This window comes from Nonomuraea maritima, assembly GCF_900100395.1.
GTDB classification, from domain to species: domain Bacteria; phylum Actinomycetota; class Actinomycetes; order Streptosporangiales; family Streptosporangiaceae; genus Nonomuraea; species Nonomuraea maritima.
In genome coordinates, this window is the sequence record NZ_FNFB01000015.1 from 33,176 (window position 1) to 55,095 (window position 21,920).

Consider the following 21,920-nt stretch of genomic DNA (forward strand, 5'->3'; position numbering starts at 1 on the left):
GGTGAGCGCGCCCCTGGATCCCGCCGGCGGTTACGAACTTCCCGCGTCCTTCGCGCAGGAGCGGCTCTGGTTCCTGGATCAGCTCGAACCAGGGCTCGCCGTGTACAACATCGGCTTCGGCACCCCGGTCCCGCCGGGTTGCGACGCCGCCGAGGTCACCGCCGCGCTCGCGCGGGTGGTCGGCCGCCACGAGATCCTGCGCACCAGGCTCGCCGCGCGCGACGGCGGGCTCGTGCAGGTCGTCGAGCCCGAGGTGCCGATCGACCTCCCCGTCACCGACGTCCGTGACGAGGACGAGCTGGCCCGGGTGCGCGCCGCCGAGGCCGCCCAGGCCATCGCGCTCGACCGCGCCCCGCTGTGGCGGGCTCGGCTGATCCGCACCGGCGGCGAGGCGGACCACCTCTTCTTCACCGTGCACCACGTGGCCTTCGACGCCGCCTCCGTGGCCATCCTCCAGAACGAGTTCCTCGCCGCTCTCGAAGGGCGCGAGTCCGGCCTGCCGGAGCTGCCGATCCAGTACGGCGACTTCGCCGGCTGGCAGCGCGGCCAGTGGGAGCGCGGCAAGCCGGCCGACCAGCTCGGCTACTGGCGCAAGCAACTCGGCGAACTGCCGGGACCGCTGCGGCTGTCGCCGCGCGCCCCCGACCAGGACGTCTCCCGCCACTCCGGCGGCGACGTGGGCTTCGAGCTGCCCGAGCAGACCGTACGCGCCTGCCACGAGCTGGCCAGGAAACTCCGCACGACCCCGTTCGTGGTGCTGCTGGCCGGGCTCAAGGCGCTGCTCGCGCGCCTGGCCGGCCAGGCCGACGTGGTGGTGGGCTCACCCGTGGGCGGGCGGCCGCTGCCCGAGCTCGAACCGCTGATCGGCAACTTCGTCAACACCTTGCTGCTGCGTACCGACTGCGCGCCCGAGGTGTCTTTCGGCGAGCTGGTCGAGCGGGCGCGGGCCACCGTCCTCGACGCGCTCGACCACGACGAGGTGCCGTACGAGCGGCTCGTCGAGGAGCTGCGGCCCGACCACGCCGAGGGGGCCGGCGCTCCGCTGCACCAGATCGTGTTCAACCTGCTGCCCTCGCTGGTCACCAACGGGCAGCTGCGCAACGGCACCGCGAAGGTCGACCTGCTGATCGACCTGGCCGAGGTGGACGGCCGCATCGACGGGCGGATCGAGTACGCCAGGGCGCTGTTCGACGAGCGGTGGGTGCTGCACTTCGCCGAGCGCTACCGGCGTCTCCTCGACGCCGCGCTGGCCGATCCGGCGACCCCGCTCGACCGGCTGCCGATCCTGCTGCCCGGCGAGGAGGAGCGCCTCCTGCGGGCCGCCGCGCCGGCGGAGCCCGTCGCGGTGACCGCGTCGGTGACCGACACGTTCGCCGCCCAGGTGGCGGCGCGTCCGGACCAGGTCGCGGTCGCCGACGCCGCGGGCCGCACCCTGACGTACGCCGAGCTCGACCGCAGGTCCAGCAGGCTCGCCCGGCACCTCGCGGGGACGGCCCGCCCCGACACCCCCATCGCGATCCTCCTGGACACCGACGTCGACCTCGCCGTCGCCGTGCTCGCCGTGCTCAAGAGCGGCGCCGCCTACCTGCCGCTCGACCTGGAGCACCCCCAGGAGCGGCTCCGCCACCTGATCGCCGACTCCGGCGCGACGGCCGTGCTGACCAGGTCGGGGCTGGACGTCCCCTCGACGGACGTCCCCGTCGTCGACCTCGACGCGGACGCCGACCTCGTCGCCGCCCACCCGGACACGCCGCCCGACGTGATCCGGCACCCCGACACGCTCGCCTACGTCATCTACACCTCGGGTTCGACCGGGCTGCCGAAGGGCGTGGGCGTCGCCGACAGGCATCTCACCGCCTACGTCGCGGGCGTCACCGGCCTGCTCGGGCTGGCGCCGGGGCTGCGGTCGTCGATGCTCCAGCCGCTGACGTTCGACTTCGGCGTCACCGTCTTCCACGGCGCGCTGCTCACCGGCGGCACCCTGTACCTGGTGCCCCGCGCCCAGGCCACGGACGCCGCCTGGGTCGCCGAGCACCTGCGCGACGACCGGATCGACCTGCTGAAGATCACGCCGTCGCACCTGGCCGCCCTGCACACCGGCGTCGCCGACCTGCTGCCCCGCCGTACGCTCGTGCTCGGCGGCGAGGCGTCCCGCTGGGAGTGGGTACGCCGCCTGCGGGCGCTGCCGGGCGCTCCCGCCGTCGTCAACCACTACGGCCCCACCGAGACCACCGTCGGCGTGCTCGCCCTCGCGGGCGACCAGGAGCCCGCCGGGGCCGGGGTCGTCACCCCCATCGGCCATCCGCTGCCGCACGCCGAGGCGTACATCCTCGACGAGAACCTGGGCCTCGTCCCGGACGGTGTGGTCGGCGAGCTGTGCGTCGGCGGGGTCACCGTCACCCGCGGCTACCTCGGCCGCCCCGGCCAGACCGCCGCCGCGTTCGTGCCCGACCCGTTCTCCGGGCGCGCGGGCGCCAGGCTCTACCGCACCGGCGACCGGGCGCGCCGGCTGCCCGGCGGCGCGATCGAGTTCCTCGGCCGCGCCGACCATCAGGTCAAGATCCGTGGACACCGCGTCGAGCCGGGCGAGGTGCAGGCCGTCCTGGCCGCGCACCCGTCCGTGGACGACTGCGTGGTGGTGGTGACCGGCGAGGAAGAACCGGCGCTGGCGGCCTACGTCGTCGGCGCCACCCCGTCCGCGGAGCTGCGCGGCTACCTGGCAGAACGGCTGCCCGACCACATGATCCCGGCACACCTCGTCGAGCTGCCCGCGCTGCCGCTGGCCGCGCACGGCAAGGTGGACAGGTCCGCGCTGCCCGAGCCGGGCGCGGTGTCCTGGCCGGTGCGGGAGGCGCCGCGCGGCCCGGTGGAGGAGCTGGTCGCGGCGCTGTTCGAGTCGGTGCTGCAGACCGGTCCTGTGGGGCGTGACGACGGCTTCTTCGCGCTCGGCGGCCACTCGCTGCTGGCGATCAAGCTCATGGGACGGCTGCGCAAGGCGTTCGGCTCGGGGCTGCCGCCGCGGGCGCTGTTCGAGTCGCCCACGGTCGCCGGCCTCGCCGCGCGGCTGGCGGCCGTCCGTGGCCGCGGGCTCGACCAGGTCCCGCCGGTCACCCCCGTGCCGCGCGACGGGCTGCTGCCCGCCTCCTACGCCCAGCGCCGGCTGTGGTTCCTCGACCAGCTGGAGACGGACGCCGCCGTCTACAACACGCACATCTGCCTCAGGATCAAGGGCCTTCTCGACGTGGGGGTGCTGGAGCGGGCGCTGCTGGCGCTGGCCGAGCGGCACGAGGTGCTGCGGTCGCGGTTCGTGCAGGTGGATGACGAGGTGCTGGTGTCGGTCCGGGCCGAGCCTGTGGTGCCGTTCGAGGTGGTGGAGCTTCCCGATGCTCGTCCGTTCCTGCTGGAGGCGGCGGGCCGGCGCTTCGACCTGACGGCCGAGCCACCGCTGCGGGCGCATGTCGTCCGGCACAGCGCACGTGATCACCACCTGCTGGTGACGGTGCATCACGTGGTGAACGACGCGTGGTCGGCGGTGCTGTTCGCCCGTGAGCTGGGCGAGCTGTACGCGGCGCTGTCGGAGGGCAGGGCCGCTGCGTTACCGGAGCTGCCGGTCCAGTACGCCGACTACGCGGCCTGGCAGCGCGCCCGGGTGGAGGGCGAGCTGCGGGACACCCAGCTGGCCTACTGGCGCGAACGGCTGGCCGGCATGCCGGAACGCCTCGAACTCCCCGCCGACCGGCCGCGCCCCGCCCTGCGCGACTACCAGGGCGCGAACGTCCCGGTCACCGTCCCCGAGCAGGTCGTGGAGCGGCTGCGCACCCTCGGCGCCGACGAGAACGCCTCGCTGTTCATGACCATGGTCGCCTGTCTCGCCGTCGCGCTCTCCCGCGCCACCGGCCAGGACGACATCGTGGTCGGCACACCCGTCGCCGAGCGGCCAAGGCCGGAACTCGAACCGCTGATCGGCTGCTTCCTCAACACGCTGGTGCTGCGTACCGACTGCTCGGGAGACCCCACCTTCCGCGAGCTGATCCGGCAGGTCAGGGCCACCACCCTGGACGCCTTCGCCAACGCCGAGGTCCCCTTCGAAACGCTGATCGAGGAGTTGCGGCCCGAGCGCGACCTCGGCGCGACGCCGCTGGTGCAGGTCCTGTTCAGCCTGGAGGACGCCGACCGTCCGCCGGTCGACGCCGGCGGCCTGAGCATGGCGTGGCGTCCGGTCGGCACCTCGACGGCCAAGTTCGACCTCACCTTCTACCTCCGCAGGGAGCCGGGCGGCATCGGCGGCATCCTGGAGTACCGCACCGACCTGTTCGACGCGGCCACCGCCGAGCGCGTCGCGGCCCTCTACACCGAGGTGCTCGCCGCCGCGGCCGCCGGGCCGGAGCAGCGGCTGTCCGCCGCTCCCGCGCTCACCGCCGCCGACACCGCGACGATCGAGCGGTGGAACGCCACGGGCGCCCCGGAGGGGTTCGCGTCGCTGCCCGAGCTGCTGGCGCGGCGGGTGGCCGCGACGCCGGACGCGCCCGCGGTGTGCGACGCCGACGGCAGGTGGCTGACGTACGCCGAGTTCGGCGGCCGGGTGAACGCGCTGGCCCGGGTCCTGCGCGAGCGGGGCGTGCGGCTGGGCGACGTGGTGGGCGTGTGCCTGCCGCGCGGCGTCGACCTGGTGGTGGCCGTGCACGCGGTGGTGGCGGCCGGGGCGGCGTACCTGCCGCTCGACCCTGGCCACCCCGACCAGCGGCTGGCGTTCATGGCGACGGACGGCGGGGCGCGGGTCGTGATCACCGAGGAGCCGGACCGCTTCCCCGGCCTCGTCACGACGGGCCCGGAGACGGCGGGCGACGGCGAGCCGTTGAAGCTGACGATCCCGCCCAGGGCTCCCGCCTACCTGATCTACACCTCCGGCTCAACCGGCACCCCCAAGGGCGTCCTCGTCTCCCACGAGGCGATCGTCAACCGGCTGACCTGGACCGACCACGCCTTCACGCTCACGCCCGGCGACCGGGTCATGCTCAAGACCACCTTCACCTTCGACGTGTCGGTCTGGGAGCTGTTCTGGCCGCTCATCGCCGGCGCCGGCCTCGTCGTGGCCCCGCCGGACGCGCACCGCGACCCGGCCGCGCTCGCCCGGCTCATCGCCCGGCACGACGTCACGACCATCCACTTCGTCCCGTCCATGCTGGACGCGCTGCTGGACGAGCCCGTGCTGGACCTGCCCTCCGTACGCAGGGTGATCTGCTCGGGCGAGGCGCTGCCGGCCGTGCTCGCCGCTCGCCTGCACGCCCGGCTGCCCGGCGTCGAGCTGCACAACCTGTACGGCCCCACCGAGGCCGCCATCGAGGTGACCTGGCACCGGTGCGAGCCGGGCGAGACGCACACCCCCATCGGCGCCCCGATCAGGGGCATCAGGATCGAGATCCTCGACGCCGACCTGCGCAGGACGCCCATCGGCACCCCCGGCGAGCTGTGCATCGCGGGCATCGGCCTGGCCGAGGGGTACGCCGGCCGGCCGGGGCTGACGGCGCGGCAGTTCGCGCCCGACCCGTACGGCCCGCCCGGCGCCCGCCTCTACCGCACCGGCGACCTGGCGAAGTGGCTGCCCGGTGGCGAGGTCGACTACCTCGGCCGGATGGACGACCAGGTGAAGATCCGCGGCATGCGGGTCGAACCCGGCGAGATCGAGTCGCTCCTCGCCGAGCACCCGGCCGTCCGCACCGCGGTGGTGCAGCCCGTACGCGGGGTGCTCGCCGCGTACGTCGTGCCGTCGGGCGACGTCCCGCCGGAACCCGCCGAACTCCGCGCCCTCCTGCACGAGCGGCTGCCCGACCACATGGTCCCCACCACCGTCACGTTCCTGGACGAGCTCCCGACCAACGCCAACGGCAAGCTCGACAGGTCGGCCCTGCCAGAGCCGGGGGCTGCGGCCGGGCCGGTGCGGGAGGCGCCGCGCGGCCCGGTGGAGGACTCGGTGGCGGCGCTGTTCGAGTCGGTGCTGCAGACCGGTCCTGTGGGGCGTGACGACGGCTTCTTCACGCTCGGCGGACACTCGCTGCTGGCGATCAGGATGGTCACCCGCCTGCGGGCCGCCTTCGCGATCGAGCTGCCGGTACGGGCCCTGTTCGAGGCGCCCACCGTGGCCGCCCTGGCCGAGCGCATCACCGCCGCCCGGCGCACGACAGCGGCCCCGGTGCCCGAGGTGCTGCCGTTGCCCCGTGGCGGGCTGCTGCCCGTGTCGTACGGACAGCGCCGGCTGTGGTTCCTCGACCAGCTGGAGACCGGGCGCGCCGTCTACAACACCCTGGTCTGGCTGCGGCTGCGCGGCCCCCTGGACGTGGGGGTGCTGGAGCGCGCGTTGCTGGCGCTGGCCGAGCGGCACGAGGTGCTGCGGTCGCGGTTCGTGCAGGTGGATGACGAGGTGCTGGTGTCGGTGGCGGCCGAGCCTGTGGTGCCGTTCGAGGTGGTGGAGCTTCCCGATGCTCGTCCGTTCCTGCTGGAGCAGGCGGGCCGCCGCTTCGACCTGACGGCCGAGCCGCCGCTGCGGGCGCATGTCGTCCGGCACAGCGAGCGTGATCACCAGCTGCTGGTCACGGTGCACCACGTGGTGAACGACGCGTGGTCGGCGGTGCTGTTCGCCCGTGAGCTGGGCGAGCTGTACGCGGCGCTGTCGGAGGGCAGGGCCGCGTCGCTGCCGGAGCTGCCGGTCCAGTACGCCGACTACGCGGCCTGGCAGCGCGCCCGGGTGGAGGGCGAGCTGCGGGACACCCAGCTGGCCTACTGGCGCGAGCGGCTGGCCGGCATGCCGGAACGCCTCGAACTCCCCGCGAGCAGGCCACGTCCGGCCCGACGCGGTCACGACGGGGGCAACGTCCCGTTCATGATCCCGAGTGAGGTCTCCGTGCGGCTGCGGGCGCTGGGCGCCGAGGAGAACGCCTCACTGTTCATGGTGCTGCTCGCCGCCTTCGCCGTCCTGCTCTCCCGGCACACGGGGCAGCGGGACATCTCCGTCGGCACGCCGACCACCGAACGGCCCAGGCCGGAGCTGGAGCACCTGATCGGGTTCTTCCTCAACACGCTGGTGCTGCGTACCGACTGCTCGGGAGACCCCACCTTCCGCGAGCTGATCCAGCAGGCCAGGACCACCACGCTGGACGCCTTCGCCAACGCCGAGGTCCCGTTCGAGGCGCTCGTCGAGGACCTGCAGCCGCGCCGCGACCTGGGCAGCACGCCGCTGGTCCAGGCCATGCTCAGCCTGGAGGACACGGAACGGCCGGCGCTGCGGGCCGGAGAGCTCGACGTCGAGTGGGTGTCGGCGAACACCACGACCGCCAAGTTCGACCTCTCGCTGCACCTCCAGCGCTTCCCCGGGCAGCTGGGCGGCATCTTCGAGTACCGCACCGACCTCTTCCACGCCGACGTGATCGAGCGCGTGGCCGAGCACTTCGTCGCCCTGCTCGCCGCGGCCGTGGACGACCCCGACGCGCCCGTCTCCGGTCTCTCCTTCTTCTCCAGGGACGTGGCCGCGGTGGAGGAGTGGAATGCGACGGGGACGGCGCGGGAGTTCGTGTCGCTGCCGGACGCGGTGGCCGCCCGGGTGGCCGCGACGCCGGACGCGCCCGCGGTGTGCGGCCCCGACGGCACGTGGCTGACGTACGCCGAGTTCGGCGGCCGGGTGAACGCGCTGGCCGGAGCCCTGCGTGAGCGTGGCGTGCGGCTGGGGGACGTGGTCGGCGTGTGCCTGCCGCGCGGTGTCGACCTGGTGGTGGCCGTGCACGCCGTGATGGCGGCGGGAGCGGCGTACCTGCCGCTCGACCCCGGCGACCCCGGCCGGCGGCTGGCGTTCATGGTGACGGACAGCAGGGCGCGGGTCGTGATCACCGAGGAACCTGAGCGTTTCGCCGGGTGCGACACGGTCGCTCCGGCGGCCGAAGGGAAGCCTGGACGCGTGCCGGTCCCGGAGAGCGCGCCGGCGTACGTGATCTACACGTCGGGCTCGACCGGGCGGCCGAAGGGCGTGGTCGTCCCGCATCGGGCGATCGCGAACCGGCTCGTGTGGATGGGCGAGGCCTTCCCGCTGGAGCCCGGCGACCGGGTGCTGCACAAGACGCCGTTCACGTTCGACGTGTCGGTGTGGGAGCTGTTCTGGCCGCTGATGTCCGGCGCGGGGCTGGTGGTGGCGGCCCCGAATGCGCATCGCGACACGTCCGCCCTGATCGAGCTGATCCGCCGGCACGAGGTGACGATGGTGCACTTCGTCCCGTCGATGCTGGAGGCGCTGCTGGAGGAGCCCGTCCTGGACGTGCCGTCGCTGCGGCGCGTGGTGTGCTCGGGTGAGGCGCTGCCGCCGTCGCTGGCGGGACGGTTCTCCGAGCGGATCCCGCACGCACGACTGCACAACCTGTACGGGCCCACCGAAGCGGCGGTCGACGTCAGCCGGCACGCGTGCGTGCCGGGCGAGACCCGCACCCCGATCGGCGCCCCGATCCGGGGCATCCGGCTGGAGGTCCTCGATGAGGACCTGCGGCGGGTCCCGCTGGGCGCGGCGGGCGAGCTGTGCATCGCCGGAGTCGGCCTGGCCGACGGCTACGTCGGCAGACCGGCGCTGACGGCGCGGCAGTTCGTCCCCGATCCCTACGGGCCGCCGGGCTCGCGGCTGTACCGGACGGGTGACCTGGCGCGCTGGTCGGCGGACGGCGAGGTCGACTACCTCGGCCGCATCGACCACCAGGTGAAGATCCGCGGGATGCGGGTGGAGCTCGGCGAGGTCGAGGCGGTGCTGGCCGGGCACCCGTCGGTCACGGCGGCCGTGGTGCGGCCGTACGGCGGCGGCCTGGCCGCGTACGTCGTCGGCGAGCCGGACGCGGAGGAGCTGAAGGGGTATCTGCGCGCGCAGCTGCCCGAGCACATGGTCCCGTCCTGGTTCACGGTGCTGGAGCGGTTGCCGGTCACCGCCAACGGCAAACTCGACCGCGCGGCCCTGCCCACGCCCGAGGCCCCGGCGGGCGTGCCGTACGAGGAGCCGAGCGGCGCGGCCGAACAGGCGGTCGCCGAGGTCTGGGCCGAGGTGCTGGACATCGCGCCGCCGGGCGCCCACGACGGGTTCTTCGCCCTCGGCGGCGACTCCATCAGATCACTCAAGATCGTCGCGCGCCTCAGGGCCCGCGGCTACACCCTCAAGCTCGAGGACGTCTTCATCCACCAGACGGTACGCGAACTGGCCAGGGCGATCAGCCTCGGCGACACCGACGAGAGCACGGGCAGCCAGGCGTTCGGCCTGCTCGGCTCGGCGGATCTCGATCGGCTCAAGCGGCGATTCCGAGGAGGCAGGCGTTGACGGCGACAGACTCCGTGACCGGGCTGGAGGACGCCTACCCGCTGACCGCGCTGCAGGCTGGCATGCTCTTCCACAGCGCCTACCAGGACGACTCCGCGACCTACCACGACGTCTTCACCCTGATGCTGCGCGGCACGTACCGGAGCGAGGTGTTCAGGTCGGCGCTGGCCGACGTCATGGCCAGGCACCCCGTCCTGCGGACCTCGTTCGACCTGACCGGGTTCGACGAGCCGATCCAGCTCGTCTGGGACGACGTCGAGCCGCCCGTGCAGGAGATCGACCTGTCCGGGTTCGAGGACCCGCGGCAGCGGCTCGGCATCTGGCGGGAGGAGGAGAAGCGGCGGCCGTTCGACTGGGAGGCCGCGCCGCTCTTCCGCGCCGTCGTCCACCACCTCGCGCCGGAACGGTTCGCGCTCACCCTGAGCTTCCACCACGCGATCCTCGACGGCTGGAGCGTGGCCACGCTCGTGACCGAACTGCTCGGCCGCTACGCCGCCAGGTTCGCCGGAGAGCCGGCGGGGCCGCGTGAGGCGCCGAAGCTGACCTTCCGTGACTTCGTCGCCAGGGAGAAGGCCGCGGTGGCGTCCGCCGGGACCGGGCGGTTCTGGCGGGACGTGCTGGCCGACGCGCCGGCCGCCACGCTGCCCCGGCTGCCCGGCTACCGCACGGGGGACGCGGAAGAGACGACGGCGCACGCCGTACCCCTCGGCAAGCCGCTCGTGGCGGCGCTCCAACAGGTGGCGCGCCAGGCCAGGGTGCCGCTGCGGACCGTGCTGCTCACCGGCCACCTGCGCGTGCTCGCACTGCTCACCGGCGACGCCGACGCCGTCACCGGCCTGGTCACGCACGGCAGGCCCGAGCACGAGGCGGCCGAGCAGGTCCTCGGCCTGTTCCTCAACAGCGTTCCCGTCCGGGTGCGGACGGACGAGGGCACCTGGCAGGAGCTCGTCAAGAAGGTCTTCGACGCCGAGGTGGCCCTCCTGCCGCACCGGCTCTACCCGCTGTTCGAGATGCAGCGGCTCACCGACCGGTCGCCGGTGATCGACGTCCTCTTCGACTACCGCGACTTCCACGTCTACCGCGACCTCGGCCCCGGCGGCCCGATCGAGGTCATGGAGAGCGAGTTCTTCGAGCAGACCAACCTGCCGCTCTCGGCCAACTTCACGTGGTCGCCGCAGAGCGGCGAGCTCGAACTGAAGCTGAAGTACGACGTCACCCAGTTCTCCGCGGACCAGGTCCTGCGCATGGGCGAGTACTACCACCAGGTCTTCACCGCGATCGCCGCCGACTCGGCGGGCGACCCGCGCGGCGCCGCCGAGCTCCTCGCCAGGGACGTGGCGGCGCTGGAGGAGTGGAACGCGACCGGCCCCGCGCACCCGTTCGTGTCGCTGCCCGAGGCCGTGGCGCGGAAGGTGGCCGCGACGCCGGACGCCCCCGCCGTCTGCGGCGGCGACGGGGTGTGGCTGTCGTACGCGGAGTTCGGCGCACGGGTGAGCGCGCTGGCTTCCGCCCTCCGTGAGCGGGGGGTGCGGCTGGGCGACGTGGTGGGGGTGTGCCTGCCGCGCGGCGTGGACCTGGTGGTCGCCGTGCACGCGGTGATGGCGGCGGGCGGCGCCTACCTGCCGCTGGAGCCGGAGTACCCGGACGAGCGGCTGACGTTCATGGTGGCCGACACCGGGGCACGGGTCGTGATCACCGAGGCGCCGGAGCGCTTCGACCAGGTGGAGACCGTCTCCGCCACCGCGCAGGACGCTGCGCACGAGCCGGTGGCCGTTCCTCAGGAAGCGCCCGCGTACGTCATCTACACGTCGGGGTCGACGGGGCGGCCGAAGGGCGTGGTGGTCTCGCATCGTGCCATCGCGAACCGGCTGGCCTGGATGGGGGAGGCGTTCCCGCTCGGAGCGGACGACCGGGTCGTGCAGAAGACGCCGTTCACGTTCGACGTGTCGGTGTGGGAGCTGTTCTGGCCGCTGGTGGAGGGCGCCGGCCTGGTGGTCGCGCCACCGGGCGCGCACCTGGACGCGCCGGCGTTGGTGGCGCTGATGCGGCGCGAGCGCGTGTCGGTCGTCCATTTCGTGCCGTCGATGCTGGACGCGGTGATGGAGGTGCCGGACCTCGCGGTGCCGTCCCTGCGGCGGGTGGTGTGCTCGGGGGAGGCGCTGCCGAGCGCGCTCGTGGCCCGCGTCCATCAGAGATGGCCCGGCGTGGAGGTGCACAACCTGTACGGGCCGACCGAGGCGGCGGTGGACGTCACCTGGCACCCGTGCCGGGTGGGGGAGGAGCGGACCCCGATCGGCGCGCCCGTCCGGGCCACGCGCATCGAGATCCTGGACGCCGACCTGCGGCGGGTGCCCGTCGGCACGGCAGGACAGCTGTGCATCGGCGGCGTCCAGGTGGCCGAGGGGTACGTGCGGCGGCCCGGCCTGACCGCCGAACGGTTCGTCCCCGACCCGTACGGCCCGCCGGGGTCGCGGCTGTACCTCACCGGTGACCTGGCGCGGTGGCTGCCGCACGGCGAGGTCGACTACCTGGGCCGGATGGACGACCAGGTCAAGGTCCGCGGGATGCGGGTGGAGCTGGGTGAGATCGAGGCGGTCCTCGTCCGGCACCCCGAGGTGCAGGCCGCGGCCGTACGGACGGCGGGCGACGTGCTGGCGGCGTACGTGGTGGGCCGGGCGGACGATCTGGTCGGGTTCCTGCGCGAACGGCTGCCGGAGCACATGATCCCCGCGTCGTTCACCGAGCTCGAACGCTTACCGGTCACCGCCAACGGCAAGCTCGACCGCGGTGCGCTCCCCGACCCGGCGCCGGCGTCCCGCGCCCCGTACGAACCTCCCCGGGACGACCTGGAGCGGACCCTCACCGAGATCTGGGCCGACATCCTCGGGGTCGAGCGGGTCGGCATCCGTGACGACTTCTTCGACCTCGGCGGTCACTCGCTGCTGGCGCTCCGCCTGGCGCTGCGCATGCGCCAGGAGCTCGACCGCGAGGTCCCGGTGGCGACGGTCCTCGCCGCCCCCACCGTGGCGTCGCTCGTCGAGGCGCTCGCCGACGAGGGCGACAACCCGGTGTCGCGCGGCCGGGTCGTCCCGCTGCGCACCACGGGCAGGCGTCCGCCGCTCTTCCTCGTCCACGCACTCGGCGGGCAGGTGTTCCGCTACCGGCCGCTCGCCCAGCACCTGGGCGAGGACCAGCCGGTGTACGCCATCCCGGCACACGGACTCACCGCGGGCGACCCCGTGCACACCTCGATCGACGAGATGGCGGAGTCGTACGCGGGCTACATCCGCGAGATCGCCCCGGAAGGGCCGTACTTCCTGGGGGGTTTCTGCATCGGCGGGAACATCGCCCTCGAAGTGGCCCGTCGGCTGCGCGCGTCCGGCGCGTCGGTGCCGTACGTCTTCCTCGCCTGGTCCTCGGCGGACGAGCCGGTGGTCGGCTCGACCCTGGAGGACGACACCGCGCTGATGGTGCACGCGCTCGCCGGCGGCGCCACCTCGCTCGACCCGCGCGAGCTCAGCCGGCTCGAACCGGCCGAGCGCCTGCTGCGGATCGTCAACGCGGCCACCAAGGAAGGGCAGCTGCGGACCGAGACCGACGACCTCGACCAGATCCAGCGCTACGTGGAGGTCTTCCGCGCCAACGCGCACGCGGTGGGCCGCTACCGGCACGACGTCTACGACGGGCCCGCCGTCCTGCTGATCCCAGAAGAGGACGACGCGCCCGCCGACGAGGACTACGGCTGGCGGCCGATCGTCCCCGGCCTGGACACCGGGCCCATCCCCGGCGCCCGCTTCAGCGCGTTGTACGAGCCCTACGTCACCAGAACCGCCCACGAATGGAGGAGGTGGATGGACCGTGGCCTCGGACACGCCGACCACTGAGACACCGGCACCCGCACCAGCCGTAGACAAGCCCCCGTCCCTGTGGAAGAACCGGGACTTCCTCAAGCTCTGGCTCGGCTACACCACCTCGCAGCTGGGCAGCCAGATCACCGTGGTGGCCATGCCGCTGGTGGCGATCGTCATCCTCAGCGCCAACGAGGCCGAGGTGGGCACGCTCGGCGCGGTCAGCCGCCTGCCGTTCCTGCTGTTCCTGTTCGCCGGGTTCTGGGCCGACCGGTTCCGCAAGCGGCCCACCATGATCGCCGCGGACGTCGGCCGCGCCCTGCTGCTCTTCCTGATCGTCGTCATGTACCTCACGGGGACGCTCACGCTCTTCTGGCTCGGCACGATCACCTTCTTCTCGGTCTCGATGTTCGTGTTCTTCGAGGTCGCCAACATGTCGCACCTGCCGTTCCTGGTGGGGCGCGAGCACCTCGGCGACGGCAACGCCAAGCTGCAGCTGAGCAACTCCGTCTCGAGGATCGCCGGCAACAGCATCGGATCCGCCCTGGTCAGCGTGTTCGCCGCGGCCCTCGTGCTGGTCGTCGACGTGGTGACGTTCCTCGTCTCCGCGGTCAGTTGCGCGCTGATCCGCAAGCCGGAGCCGGAGCCCTCCTCGGAAGGGGACCGGCCGAGCGTGTTCTCCTCGATCGCGGAGGGCCTGCGCTGGGTGTGGCGTGACCGGCTGATCAGGCCCAGCGTGCTCGCGGCCGGCTGCTACATGTTCTTCTACACCGGCATCGAGGTGCTGCTGCCGCTCTGGATGGTCGAAGGGCTCGGCCTCAGCCCGTACTGGCTCGGCATCCTGCTGGCCGTCGGCGGCCCCGGCGCCATCCTCGGGTCGCTGCTGGCCACGCGGTCGATGAAGTGGATCGGCATCGGCCCGGCCTTCTTCTGGCCCACCGTGGTCGGCAACCTCTCGCTGTTCCTCGTCGCGCTGGCCACCGGGCCGACCTGGCTGCTCCTCGTCATGATCGGAGCCACCCAGTTCCTGCTGGGCATCACCGGGCCCATCGCGATGGTGGCGAGCGCGACGCTGCGCATGGGCGCCACCCCGCAGCAGCTGCAGGGCCGGGTGATGGCCTCACAGCGGGCCGTCGCCCTCAGCCTCGCCCCGCTCGGCGCCCTGCTCACGGGCCTGCTCGCGGCCGGGATCGGGATGCGGGCCACGCTGCTGATCTGCGCGGCGGGCGCGGTCGTCCCGATCTTCGTGCTCGCGCTGTCACCCGTACTCAAGACCAAGGGCATGCCGGAACCGCAGGAGCACTGACCATGAACAGGATCACCTCAGGCGCGACCACGATCGCCGTCCTCGACGACGCCGCGCGCGGTCCCGCGGACGAACTGCTCATGCGGTACGGCGCCGTGCTGTTCCGCGGGCTCGGCCTCGCCTCACCCGCCGACTTCCACCGGTTCGTCGGCACGTTCGGCGAACCGTTCACCGACTACCGGCACGGCAACTCCCCCCGCACGGCCGTGCAGACCGGCGTGTGGACCTCCACCGAGTACCCGGCGGAGTACGAGATCTCCCTGCACAACGAGCTGTCGTACGCCCACCGCTGGCCCTCGCGCCTGTTCTTCTACTGCGACCAGGCCCCCGGGACCGGAGGCGCGACGCCCGTCTCCGACTCGCGGGCCGTGCTGGCCGGCCTCGCCCCCGAGGTCCGCGAGCGCTTCGCCGGCCGTGGCGTCGCCTACCTGCAGAACCTGCACGGGGGGTTCGGCTTCGGCAAGTCGTGGCAGGACACGTACGAGACGACCGACCGGGCCGAGGTGGAGCAGGCCCTGGCGGGGACCGGCGCGGAGTTCCGCTGGACCGACGACGAGGAGCTCCGCGTACGTCAGGCCCGCCCGGCCGTCCGGCGGCACCCCGTCACCGGCGAGGAGGTCTGGTTCAACCAGGCCGAGCAGTGGCACGTCTCCAACCTCCCGGACGACGAGGCCGAGGCCCTGCTGGAGATGGCGGAGACCGACGAGGACCTGCCCCTCCAGGCCACCTACGGCGACGGGACCCCACTGGACGTGGCCGACCTCCAGCACGTCCGCGACGTCGCCAAACAGAACGAGTGCTTCTTCCCGTGGCAGCAGGGCGACGTCATGATGATCGACAACCTCCTCGTCATGCACGGCCGCCACGCCTACACCGGCCCGAGAAGGATCCTGGTGTCGATGATCTGAACGGTGTCGGCCCCGACGCCCCACCCGGATCGAACCGTCCGAGGCGCCCTCGCCCTGATCCGTGCCCCCCGCGCTAGCGCTGCAGGCGTACGGGGTCGGCCGTTCCGCTGCGGCGGACGATCCAGGCCTCGGTGATGTGCTGGAACATCGCCTCGGCGGCGCCGTCGGGGTCGTGCGCGGCGATGCGCTCGTAGATGCGGCGGTGGCCGAGGTTCGAGGCCACGCACAGATCCCGCTCGGTCCGGCCCAGGTATCGGGCGGTGTTGACGACCTGGCCTTCCAGCGACCGTACGACGCCGCGAGCGATGCGGTTGCCGGACGTCCGCATGATGGTGTCGTGGAAGGCGCGGTCGCTCTCGGCGTACGTGACCGGGTCGTCCACGAGCTCGTCCATCTGATCCACCAGGGCGCGTAGCTGATCCACGACGTCCGGCCCGGCCAGGCGGGCGGCGACGTTGGCCATGTCGGACTCCAGCACGCGCCGCGTGACGACGAGGTCGTCGAGAATCGCCAGGCTTTCGTCCTCGGCGATGGTCGCGGTGAGGACGAGCTCGTCGAGCATGTCCCACGTCGCCGGTGGGGTCACCATGGTGCCGGAGCCTTGGCGGACCTGTACGAGTCCTTTCTCCTGCAGAATTTTCACCGCCTCCCGCACGACGGTGCGGCTCACGGAGAACGCCGCGCACAGCGCGGGCTCGGGCGGCAACGGGGTCCCCGGCGGGTGCACTCCGCGGACGATGCGCTCCACCAACTCGGCGGTCACCGCTCTCGCGAGACTCGCCGGGCGCCGCGCCCAGGCCGGTGGTGCCGGGACACTGTCGGCTGTTTCCTGCGATGCCGTCATGGCGCCTCCGGTGGCCTGGCAGGTGACAGCGTCACCCGGGTCAGTATACGCCAGCCTCTTGCCGTCAGACGTCATACGAATTATGTTCGGCCGCAGACGGCCCGGATCCGGCGGCCGCTCCCGGAAAGCGGGTAGCGATGAAGCACCGAGCGTTATGGTCGGCCCTGATGGTCGCGGCACTGGCCGTGACCGGTTGCGGCAGCGCGAGCCGGACGGACTCGCCGTCCGGGGACGCGCAGCAGAACCAGCGAAAACTCGTGGTCTGGGATTGGAAGTCCGGCGAACCGGCCGCCGCCGACTACATCGACAAGGCGAAGGCGGACTTCGCCGAACGGCATCCTGATGTCGCCGTCGAGTTCGTCGCCCAGCCGTTCGACCAGTACTACACCCTGCTCGGCACGGCGATCCAGGCCAGCAAGGGACCCGACGTCATGCTGTTCAACGGAGGTGGGCAGATCCGTGACCGGGTCGACGCGCTCCTTCCGCTGGACCCGTACGTGGCCGAGGACAGGAGCCGGCTGGCGGGCTGGGAAGCCTTCACCAAGGACGGCAAGGTCTACGCCGCACCGGTGACCCTGCAGGGGCACCCGATCTACTACAACAAGACGCTCTACGAGAAGGCCGGCCTCGACCCCGCCGACCCGCCCAGGACATGGAACGAGTTCGTCAGCGGCTGCGCCGCCATCAAGAAGGCGACCGGGGCCGCGTGCTTCGCGCTCGGCAACAAGGAAGGCATCGGGATCCAGTTCTTCCTGTCGGGCCTCGGATCCGGCGTCCTGACGCCCCAGGAGTACGACGACTGGATCGCAGGCAAGCGCGACTGGACCTCTCCTCGGGTGAGGCGGATCTTCGAGCTGTGGAAGGAGGCCGGCGACAAGGGACTGAACAGCAAGGGCGCCAACTCCACCGCGATGTTCAACGACATCTTCCGAGTCTTCGAGACCGGCGAGGCCGCTCACATCATCGGGCTGATGTCGGACATCGCGCACTGGCGGGACTTCGAGGAGTTCCTGCCGCCCGACAAGATCGGCGTCATGCAGGCCCCGGTCGTCACCGACGGATCCACCCCGAGCCTTCCGTACGACGGCGGCATCGGTTACGCGGTCGCGAAGTGGACCAAGGCCCCGGAACTGGCCGCCGATCTGGTGCGATCCCTGACCTCGACCGACGCCTTGACGACGTTCTACGTCAAGGCCGGCGCGATCGCGTCCGACACGACGATCGACGTCGGGCAGGCCGGCCCGGCCGTCGCCACGATCACCTCCGAGATCAAGGCCGGCAAGCCCGCCCTGCACGTGGCGCTGTCGTCCAAGACCCTGGACGTGATGGGAAGACTGTCCCAGCAGCTCCTGAGCGGGTCGACCACCGTGGACGAGGCGCTGGAGCAGCTGGCCGCCTCCGACCGGACGGGCTGACCGCGTGCCGACCGGAGGCCCGTCGCCGCCGGCCCGCCCCGCCGACTCGGAGCGGGCCGGCGGGGCAGCAGTGAAGCAGCCGGGACGCCGCGCCACCCGTACGGCAACCCGGCAGTCCTTTCGTAGGGCCCGCGCCGAGCGCCTCGCGCCCTACGTGCTGGTGGCCCCGGCCGTACTGATCATCGTGGCGCTGCGGCTGTGGCCGTTGGCCCTGGGAGTGAACTTCTCCTTCACAGGTGACGGCGAGCTCAACGGAACTGCCGTCGGGCTGGGCAACTACCTGGAGCTGGCCGGCGACCCGCTGTTCCGCACGTCGATGCGCAACGTCGGACTGCTGGTGCTGCTGCTTCCCCTGGCCGTGGCGATCCCGGGGCTGCTCGCGACCTTCATCTATCTGCGCGTGCCGGGTCACCGGGTCTACCGCAGCGTCTATTTCTTCCCGGCCGTGCTCTCACCGGTGATCGTCGGCGCGATCTTCAATCTCATGCTCGGGTACGACGGCCCGTTGAACTCCGTCCTCGCTGTGATCGGCGCCGGTCCCGTCGACTGGCTCGGCGATCCGGGCATCGCCATGTTCACGGTCACCGGCGTGCACGTCTGGGCGACGTTCGGGATGGCCCTGGTGGTGTTCCTCGCGGGATTCAGCACCCTGGACGCCTCACTGCTGGACGCCGCCCGCGTGGACGGCGCGTCGCTAGGCCGGACCATCTGGCACGTGATCATCCCGAGCCTGACCCGCACCATTCAGTTCGTCTTCGTGACGACGATGATCGGAATGCTGACCTCCATGTTCGGCCTGCTCTTCGTCATGACCAGCGGGGGCCCGGAAGGGACCACCTACCTGCCGGAGTACTACATCTGGCACCAGCAGGGACAGCTGAACCGGCCGGCGCTCGCCTCGGCCGCCTCGACGGTCCTCTTCGTCGTCATGCTCGTGGTGGGGCTCCTGCAGATCACCCTGATCCGTCGCGCAGGGAGGCAGGACTGATGCCCGGGATGCGTCTGGCCAGATGGGCGGCCGCCGTTCCGATGGCGGGTCTCGCGCTGGCGACGATCTATCCTCTCGTGTTCACCGCCAACGTCGCGATGAAGTCCCGTCGCGACTACATCCTCGACCGGTTCTCCCCGGCGGGTTCCCTGAGCTGGGACAACCTCGCCGAGGCGTGGGCCGGAGCCGGAATGGCGCGGTACTTCGTCAACTCGTTCGTCGTTGTGGCATGCGCCGTGGCCCTGATGCTGCTGTTGGGGTCGATGGCGGGCTTCGCACTGGCTCAGCTGCGGTTCCGCGGCTCCTCGGTGATCTTCCTGGGCTGCCTCGCGGGGCTGTTCATCCCGTTCCAGGTGATCATGGTCCCGCTCACCAGGGTCATGGCCGACAGCGGGCTCGTCGACACCTATCCGGGGCTGATCCTGGCCTACGTCGCCCAGTTCCTCCCGTTCACCGTCTTCCTGATGACGAGTCACTACAGGACCATTCCGCGGGAGATCGTGGACGCGGCCAGGATCGACGGCAACACGGTGTACGGGGTGTACCGGCGCATCATGCTCCCGCTGGGCGTTCCTGCGCTGCTGTCGGTCGGCATCCTCGACGCCCTGTTCTGCTGGAACGACGTGCTCATCGCCCTGCTCATGATGCCGTCGCCGGAGCATCGCACCCTCATGGTCGGGGTCAACGCGTTGCGCGGACAGTATTCCGACGACATCCCCACCTTCGCCTCGGGGGTACTGATCGCTGCAGTGCCTCTGCTGATGATGTACCTGTTCCTCCAGCGCCAGATCGCCGACGGCGTCACCGCCGGTTCCACGAAGGGCTGACATGCGTATCACGGGGTATCGCACCATGACGACGATCCAGGAATGGGGCCGTCCCGTCGGTGACGTCAACGGCGTCTTCGCCGACGGAGTCGTGCCGGTGCCGCTCGTCATGGTGGACACCGACGAGGGGATCACCGGTGTCGGCCTCGGGCCGCACGTGGAGATCGAGACTGTCTTCTCCGCGATCGAGGGTGAGGACCCGCGTGGCGTGACGGCGCTCTACGACCGCATGCTGCGGCGGACCTTCAAGGCGGGCCATGCCGGCGCCGTGTTCGGGACGATCGGCGCACTCGACACCGCCCTGTGGGACATCAAGGCACAGGTGGCCGGTGAGCCGCTCTGGCGCCTGCTCGGCGGACGCGACCGGGAGGTGCCCGCCTACGCCTCCGGCCTCGACATCGGCCTGACCGACGACGAACTCGTCTCCGCCTACCAGGTCTACGCCCAGCACGGCCTGCGTGCGGCCAAGATCAAGGGTGGCCTCGACATCGAACGCGACCGGCACCGCCTGACTCTGGTACGGGATGTCCTGGCCAAGGCGGGGCGCGGAGCGCGGCCGAGTCTGATGCTCGACGTGAACGAGGCCTGGACCCGCAAGCAGGCGGTCCGGCACGTCTGTGAGCTCGAACGCACGCTGGATCTCACCTGGATCGAAGAGCCGGTGCGGCGATGGGACGCCGAAGGCCTGGCCGTGGTCGGTCGCGGGATCCGCGCCTCCGTCGCCACGGGGGAGAACCTCACCGGGCTTGAGCAGTTCCGTCCGCTGCTGGCCGCGGGGGCCGTGGACATCGTCCAGACGGCCGTCGTCTGGGGGGTGTCCCACTTCCTCCGGGTGTCCGCGCTGGCGCACGCCCACGAGCTGCCGGTCAGTCCGATCGGGGCCACGCCCGTCGCGCTGCTGCACGCCGCGACGTCGGTGCCCAACCACCTGGCCAGCGAGTTGCAGGATCTGCACCCGCCGTTCGGACTGTCCCTTGATCTGCACGTCGAGGACGGCGCGTTCGTCCTCGGCGACTCGCCAGGCATCGGCATCACGGTCGACGAGCAGGCGATCAACGCGATCACCCGGCTGCCGGACGCCAGGGCGGCCGGCAGCCCCAACATCCGGCCGGAGGACGCCGGACGACGGCTGCTGGCGGCCACCGGCGGCTCCTCCTCGACGCGGTCCCGGGGATGAGGCGAAGCCTGCCGCGGCTGACGGCCGCCGCCGCCCGCGCCCCGGCCGGAGAACGCCGGATCAGTGCGACGAGAAGAAGAGGCGCTGCTGGATCTCCTTGCGGTAGTCGTCGAGGGTGTTGTCGATGTGCGTCGCCGCGGACCGGGCGGCCGCTTCGGGATCGCCGGCGCGGATGGCCTGGTAGATGGCGTCATGCTCCTCGACGGCCTTGGTGGCGTGCCCGCCCACCGAGCCGCGCAGGCCGATGAGGCTCGACTGCGCCTGCAGCCTACGGGCCTCCCGCACGGCGACCTGGAGGAACATGTTGTGCGAGGCCGTGGCGATGGCGGCGTGAAAGGCGTCGTCCCCCTCGTTGAACAACGCCTCGCGTCCGGTGTCGAAGCCGTGGCGGCACACGCCGGCCGCTTCTTCGATGGCCCTCAGCTCGCCGGGGGTGGCGCGGCGGGCGGCCAGCCGGCTGGTCTCCATCTCCTGCGCCCGGCGGAACTCGAACAGCATGTAGACGTGGTCGAGGTCGGTCGGGAGGAAGAACGACCCCCGGCGCCCGGTGCCGAACATCCCCTCGTCGTCGGCCACGTACAGGCCGCGGCCCTTCTGGGCGCGTACGCGGCCGAGCGCGGAGAGGATCTTGACCGCCTCGCGGACCACGGTGCGGCTCGTGCCCAGTTGCCGGGCCAGCTCGTTCTCGGTGGGCATGCGGTCGCCCGGGCTCAGGCCGAGTTGGACGATCAATTCCAGCACCTGCTCGGCGGCCACCTCGTAGCCCGGCCGGTATCCGCTTTCGCGCGGGGCGTCGGTCACCGTGCTTCCTCCTCGCCGTTCCCCGCAAGAGTATGACTGATGAGCTGGCATTTCCCGCCCGAGCACCCCCGATGAGTACGACTCATCCGAACGGCTCATCAAGAGTGACCGCCGCCGCTTTGACGATGGCCGCCCTGGATTCGTTATGCCGATGGTCAAGCATAAGTACGCTCTTTGCCGTCATAATTACCCTGATGTCCCATTCAACAGAGCCTCGGGGAGGCTCTCGACCAGGGATTCGGTACGGGCGACGGATCAGTTCCGTGTATCGGCACGACATTTTTCGGCGGCGTCCCCACTTTATGTCGTACCGGTACGAACTTTTGCTTGACCTTCGATTTAAGCCCGCCTAGCATCCCGCATCATGAGGCATCCAAGCCTGAAACTTTTCGATTGCCCCGGAGCGGGGTTCATCGGGACAGGTTTCATGGGGCAGGCCGGCCATCTCCACGCCCACCGCTTCCGCGACTGT

At 71.7% G+C, this 21,920-nt stretch carries 10 protein-coding genes; 8 read left to right on the top strand and 2 right to left on the bottom strand.

Features of this window, described 5'->3' with window-relative positions:
• The first annotated feature begins 1 nt into the window (after position 1).
• From BLR04_RS22935 to BLR04_RS22950, 4 genes are read left to right on the top strand one after another with little or no spacing between them, the layout of a single operon-like run.
• Positions 2-9,334, top strand: a complete 9,333-nt coding sequence (locus BLR04_RS22935; RefSeq protein ID WP_090768869.1) for a non-ribosomal peptide synthetase — start codon at positions 2-4, stop codon at positions 9,332-9,334.
• Positions 9,331-13,218 carry a non-ribosomal peptide synthetase gene (locus BLR04_RS22940; RefSeq protein ID WP_090768871.1) on the top strand — a complete coding sequence of 1,296 codons (3,888 nt, stop codon included), beginning with the start codon at positions 9,331-9,333 and terminating at the stop codon, positions 13,216-13,218. The genes BLR04_RS22935 and BLR04_RS22940 overlap by 4 nt, the downstream gene beginning before the upstream one ends.
• Positions 13,193-14,488, top strand: coding sequence for an MFS transporter (locus BLR04_RS22945; protein WP_090768873.1), 1,296 nt, complete (start codon positions 13,193-13,195; stop codon positions 14,486-14,488). The genes BLR04_RS22940 and BLR04_RS22945 overlap by 26 nt, the downstream gene beginning before the upstream one ends.
• 2 nt (positions 14,489-14,490) lie before the next feature.
• Positions 14,491-15,396, top strand: coding sequence for a TauD/TfdA family dioxygenase (locus BLR04_RS22950; RefSeq protein ID WP_090768875.1), 906 nt, complete (start codon positions 14,491-14,493; stop codon positions 15,394-15,396).
• A 73-nt stretch (positions 15,397-15,469) separates the two neighbouring features.
• On the opposite strand, the gene BLR04_RS22955 is transcribed toward BLR04_RS22950, so the two are convergent.
• Positions 15,470-16,159: a FadR/GntR family transcriptional regulator gene (locus BLR04_RS22955; protein ID WP_245740423.1), complete on the bottom strand. Its 690-nt coding sequence runs from the start codon at positions 16,157-16,159 to the stop codon at positions 15,470-15,472.
• A gap of 248 nt (positions 16,160-16,407) precedes the next feature.
• Here BLR04_RS22955 and BLR04_RS22960 point away from each other — a divergent pair, with 248 nt between their 5' ends.
• Genes BLR04_RS22960 through BLR04_RS22975 form a run of 4 tightly spaced genes read left to right on the top strand, consistent with a single transcriptional unit; the run spans position 16,408 to position 20,647 of the window.
• Positions 16,408-17,655, top strand: a complete 1,248-nt coding sequence (locus BLR04_RS22960; protein WP_218129113.1) for an ABC transporter substrate-binding protein — start codon at positions 16,408-16,410, stop codon at positions 17,653-17,655.
• A gap of 4 nt (positions 17,656-17,659) precedes the next feature.
• Complete coding sequence (locus tag BLR04_RS22965) at positions 17,660-18,643, top strand: carbohydrate ABC transporter permease (RefSeq protein ID WP_218129114.1); 984 nt, start codon at positions 17,660-17,662, stop codon at positions 18,641-18,643.
• On the top strand, positions 18,643-19,470 hold the full coding sequence (locus BLR04_RS22970; RefSeq protein ID WP_090768883.1) for a carbohydrate ABC transporter permease: 828 nt from the start codon (positions 18,643-18,645) through the stop codon (positions 19,468-19,470). Before BLR04_RS22965 ends, BLR04_RS22970 begins: the two co-directional genes overlap by 1 nt.
• A gap of 25 nt (positions 19,471-19,495) precedes the next feature.
• Entirely contained in the window at positions 19,496-20,647 is a 1,152-nt protein-coding gene (locus tag BLR04_RS22975; RefSeq protein WP_218129115.1) for a mandelate racemase/muconate lactonizing enzyme family protein, read from the top strand.
• Positions 20,648-20,707: 60 nt separating this feature from the next.
• Here the strand turns inward: BLR04_RS22975 and BLR04_RS22980 are convergent, their stop codons facing one another.
• Complete coding sequence (locus tag BLR04_RS22980; RefSeq protein ID WP_218129116.1) at positions 20,708-21,448, bottom strand: FadR/GntR family transcriptional regulator; 741 nt, start codon at positions 21,446-21,448, stop codon at positions 20,708-20,710.
• Between the last annotated feature and the right edge of the window lie 472 nt (positions 21,449-21,920).

Excerpts from the sequence above, each read along its gene's own strand:
- BLR04_RS22975 (WP_218129115.1), top strand. The coding sequence starts at position 19,496 with ATGACGACGATCCAGGAATGGGGCCGTCCCGTCGGTGACGTCAACGGC.
- BLR04_RS22970 (WP_090768883.1), top strand. The coding sequence starts at position 18,643 with ATGCCCGGGATGCGTCTGGCCAGATGGGCGGCCGCCGTTCCGATGGCG.
- BLR04_RS22950 (WP_090768875.1), top strand. The coding sequence starts at position 14,491 with ATGAACAGGATCACCTCAGGCGCGACCACGATCGCCGTCCTCGACGAC.
- BLR04_RS22960 (WP_218129113.1), top strand. The coding sequence starts at position 16,408 with ATGGTCGCGGCACTGGCCGTGACCGGTTGCGGCAGCGCGAGCCGGACG.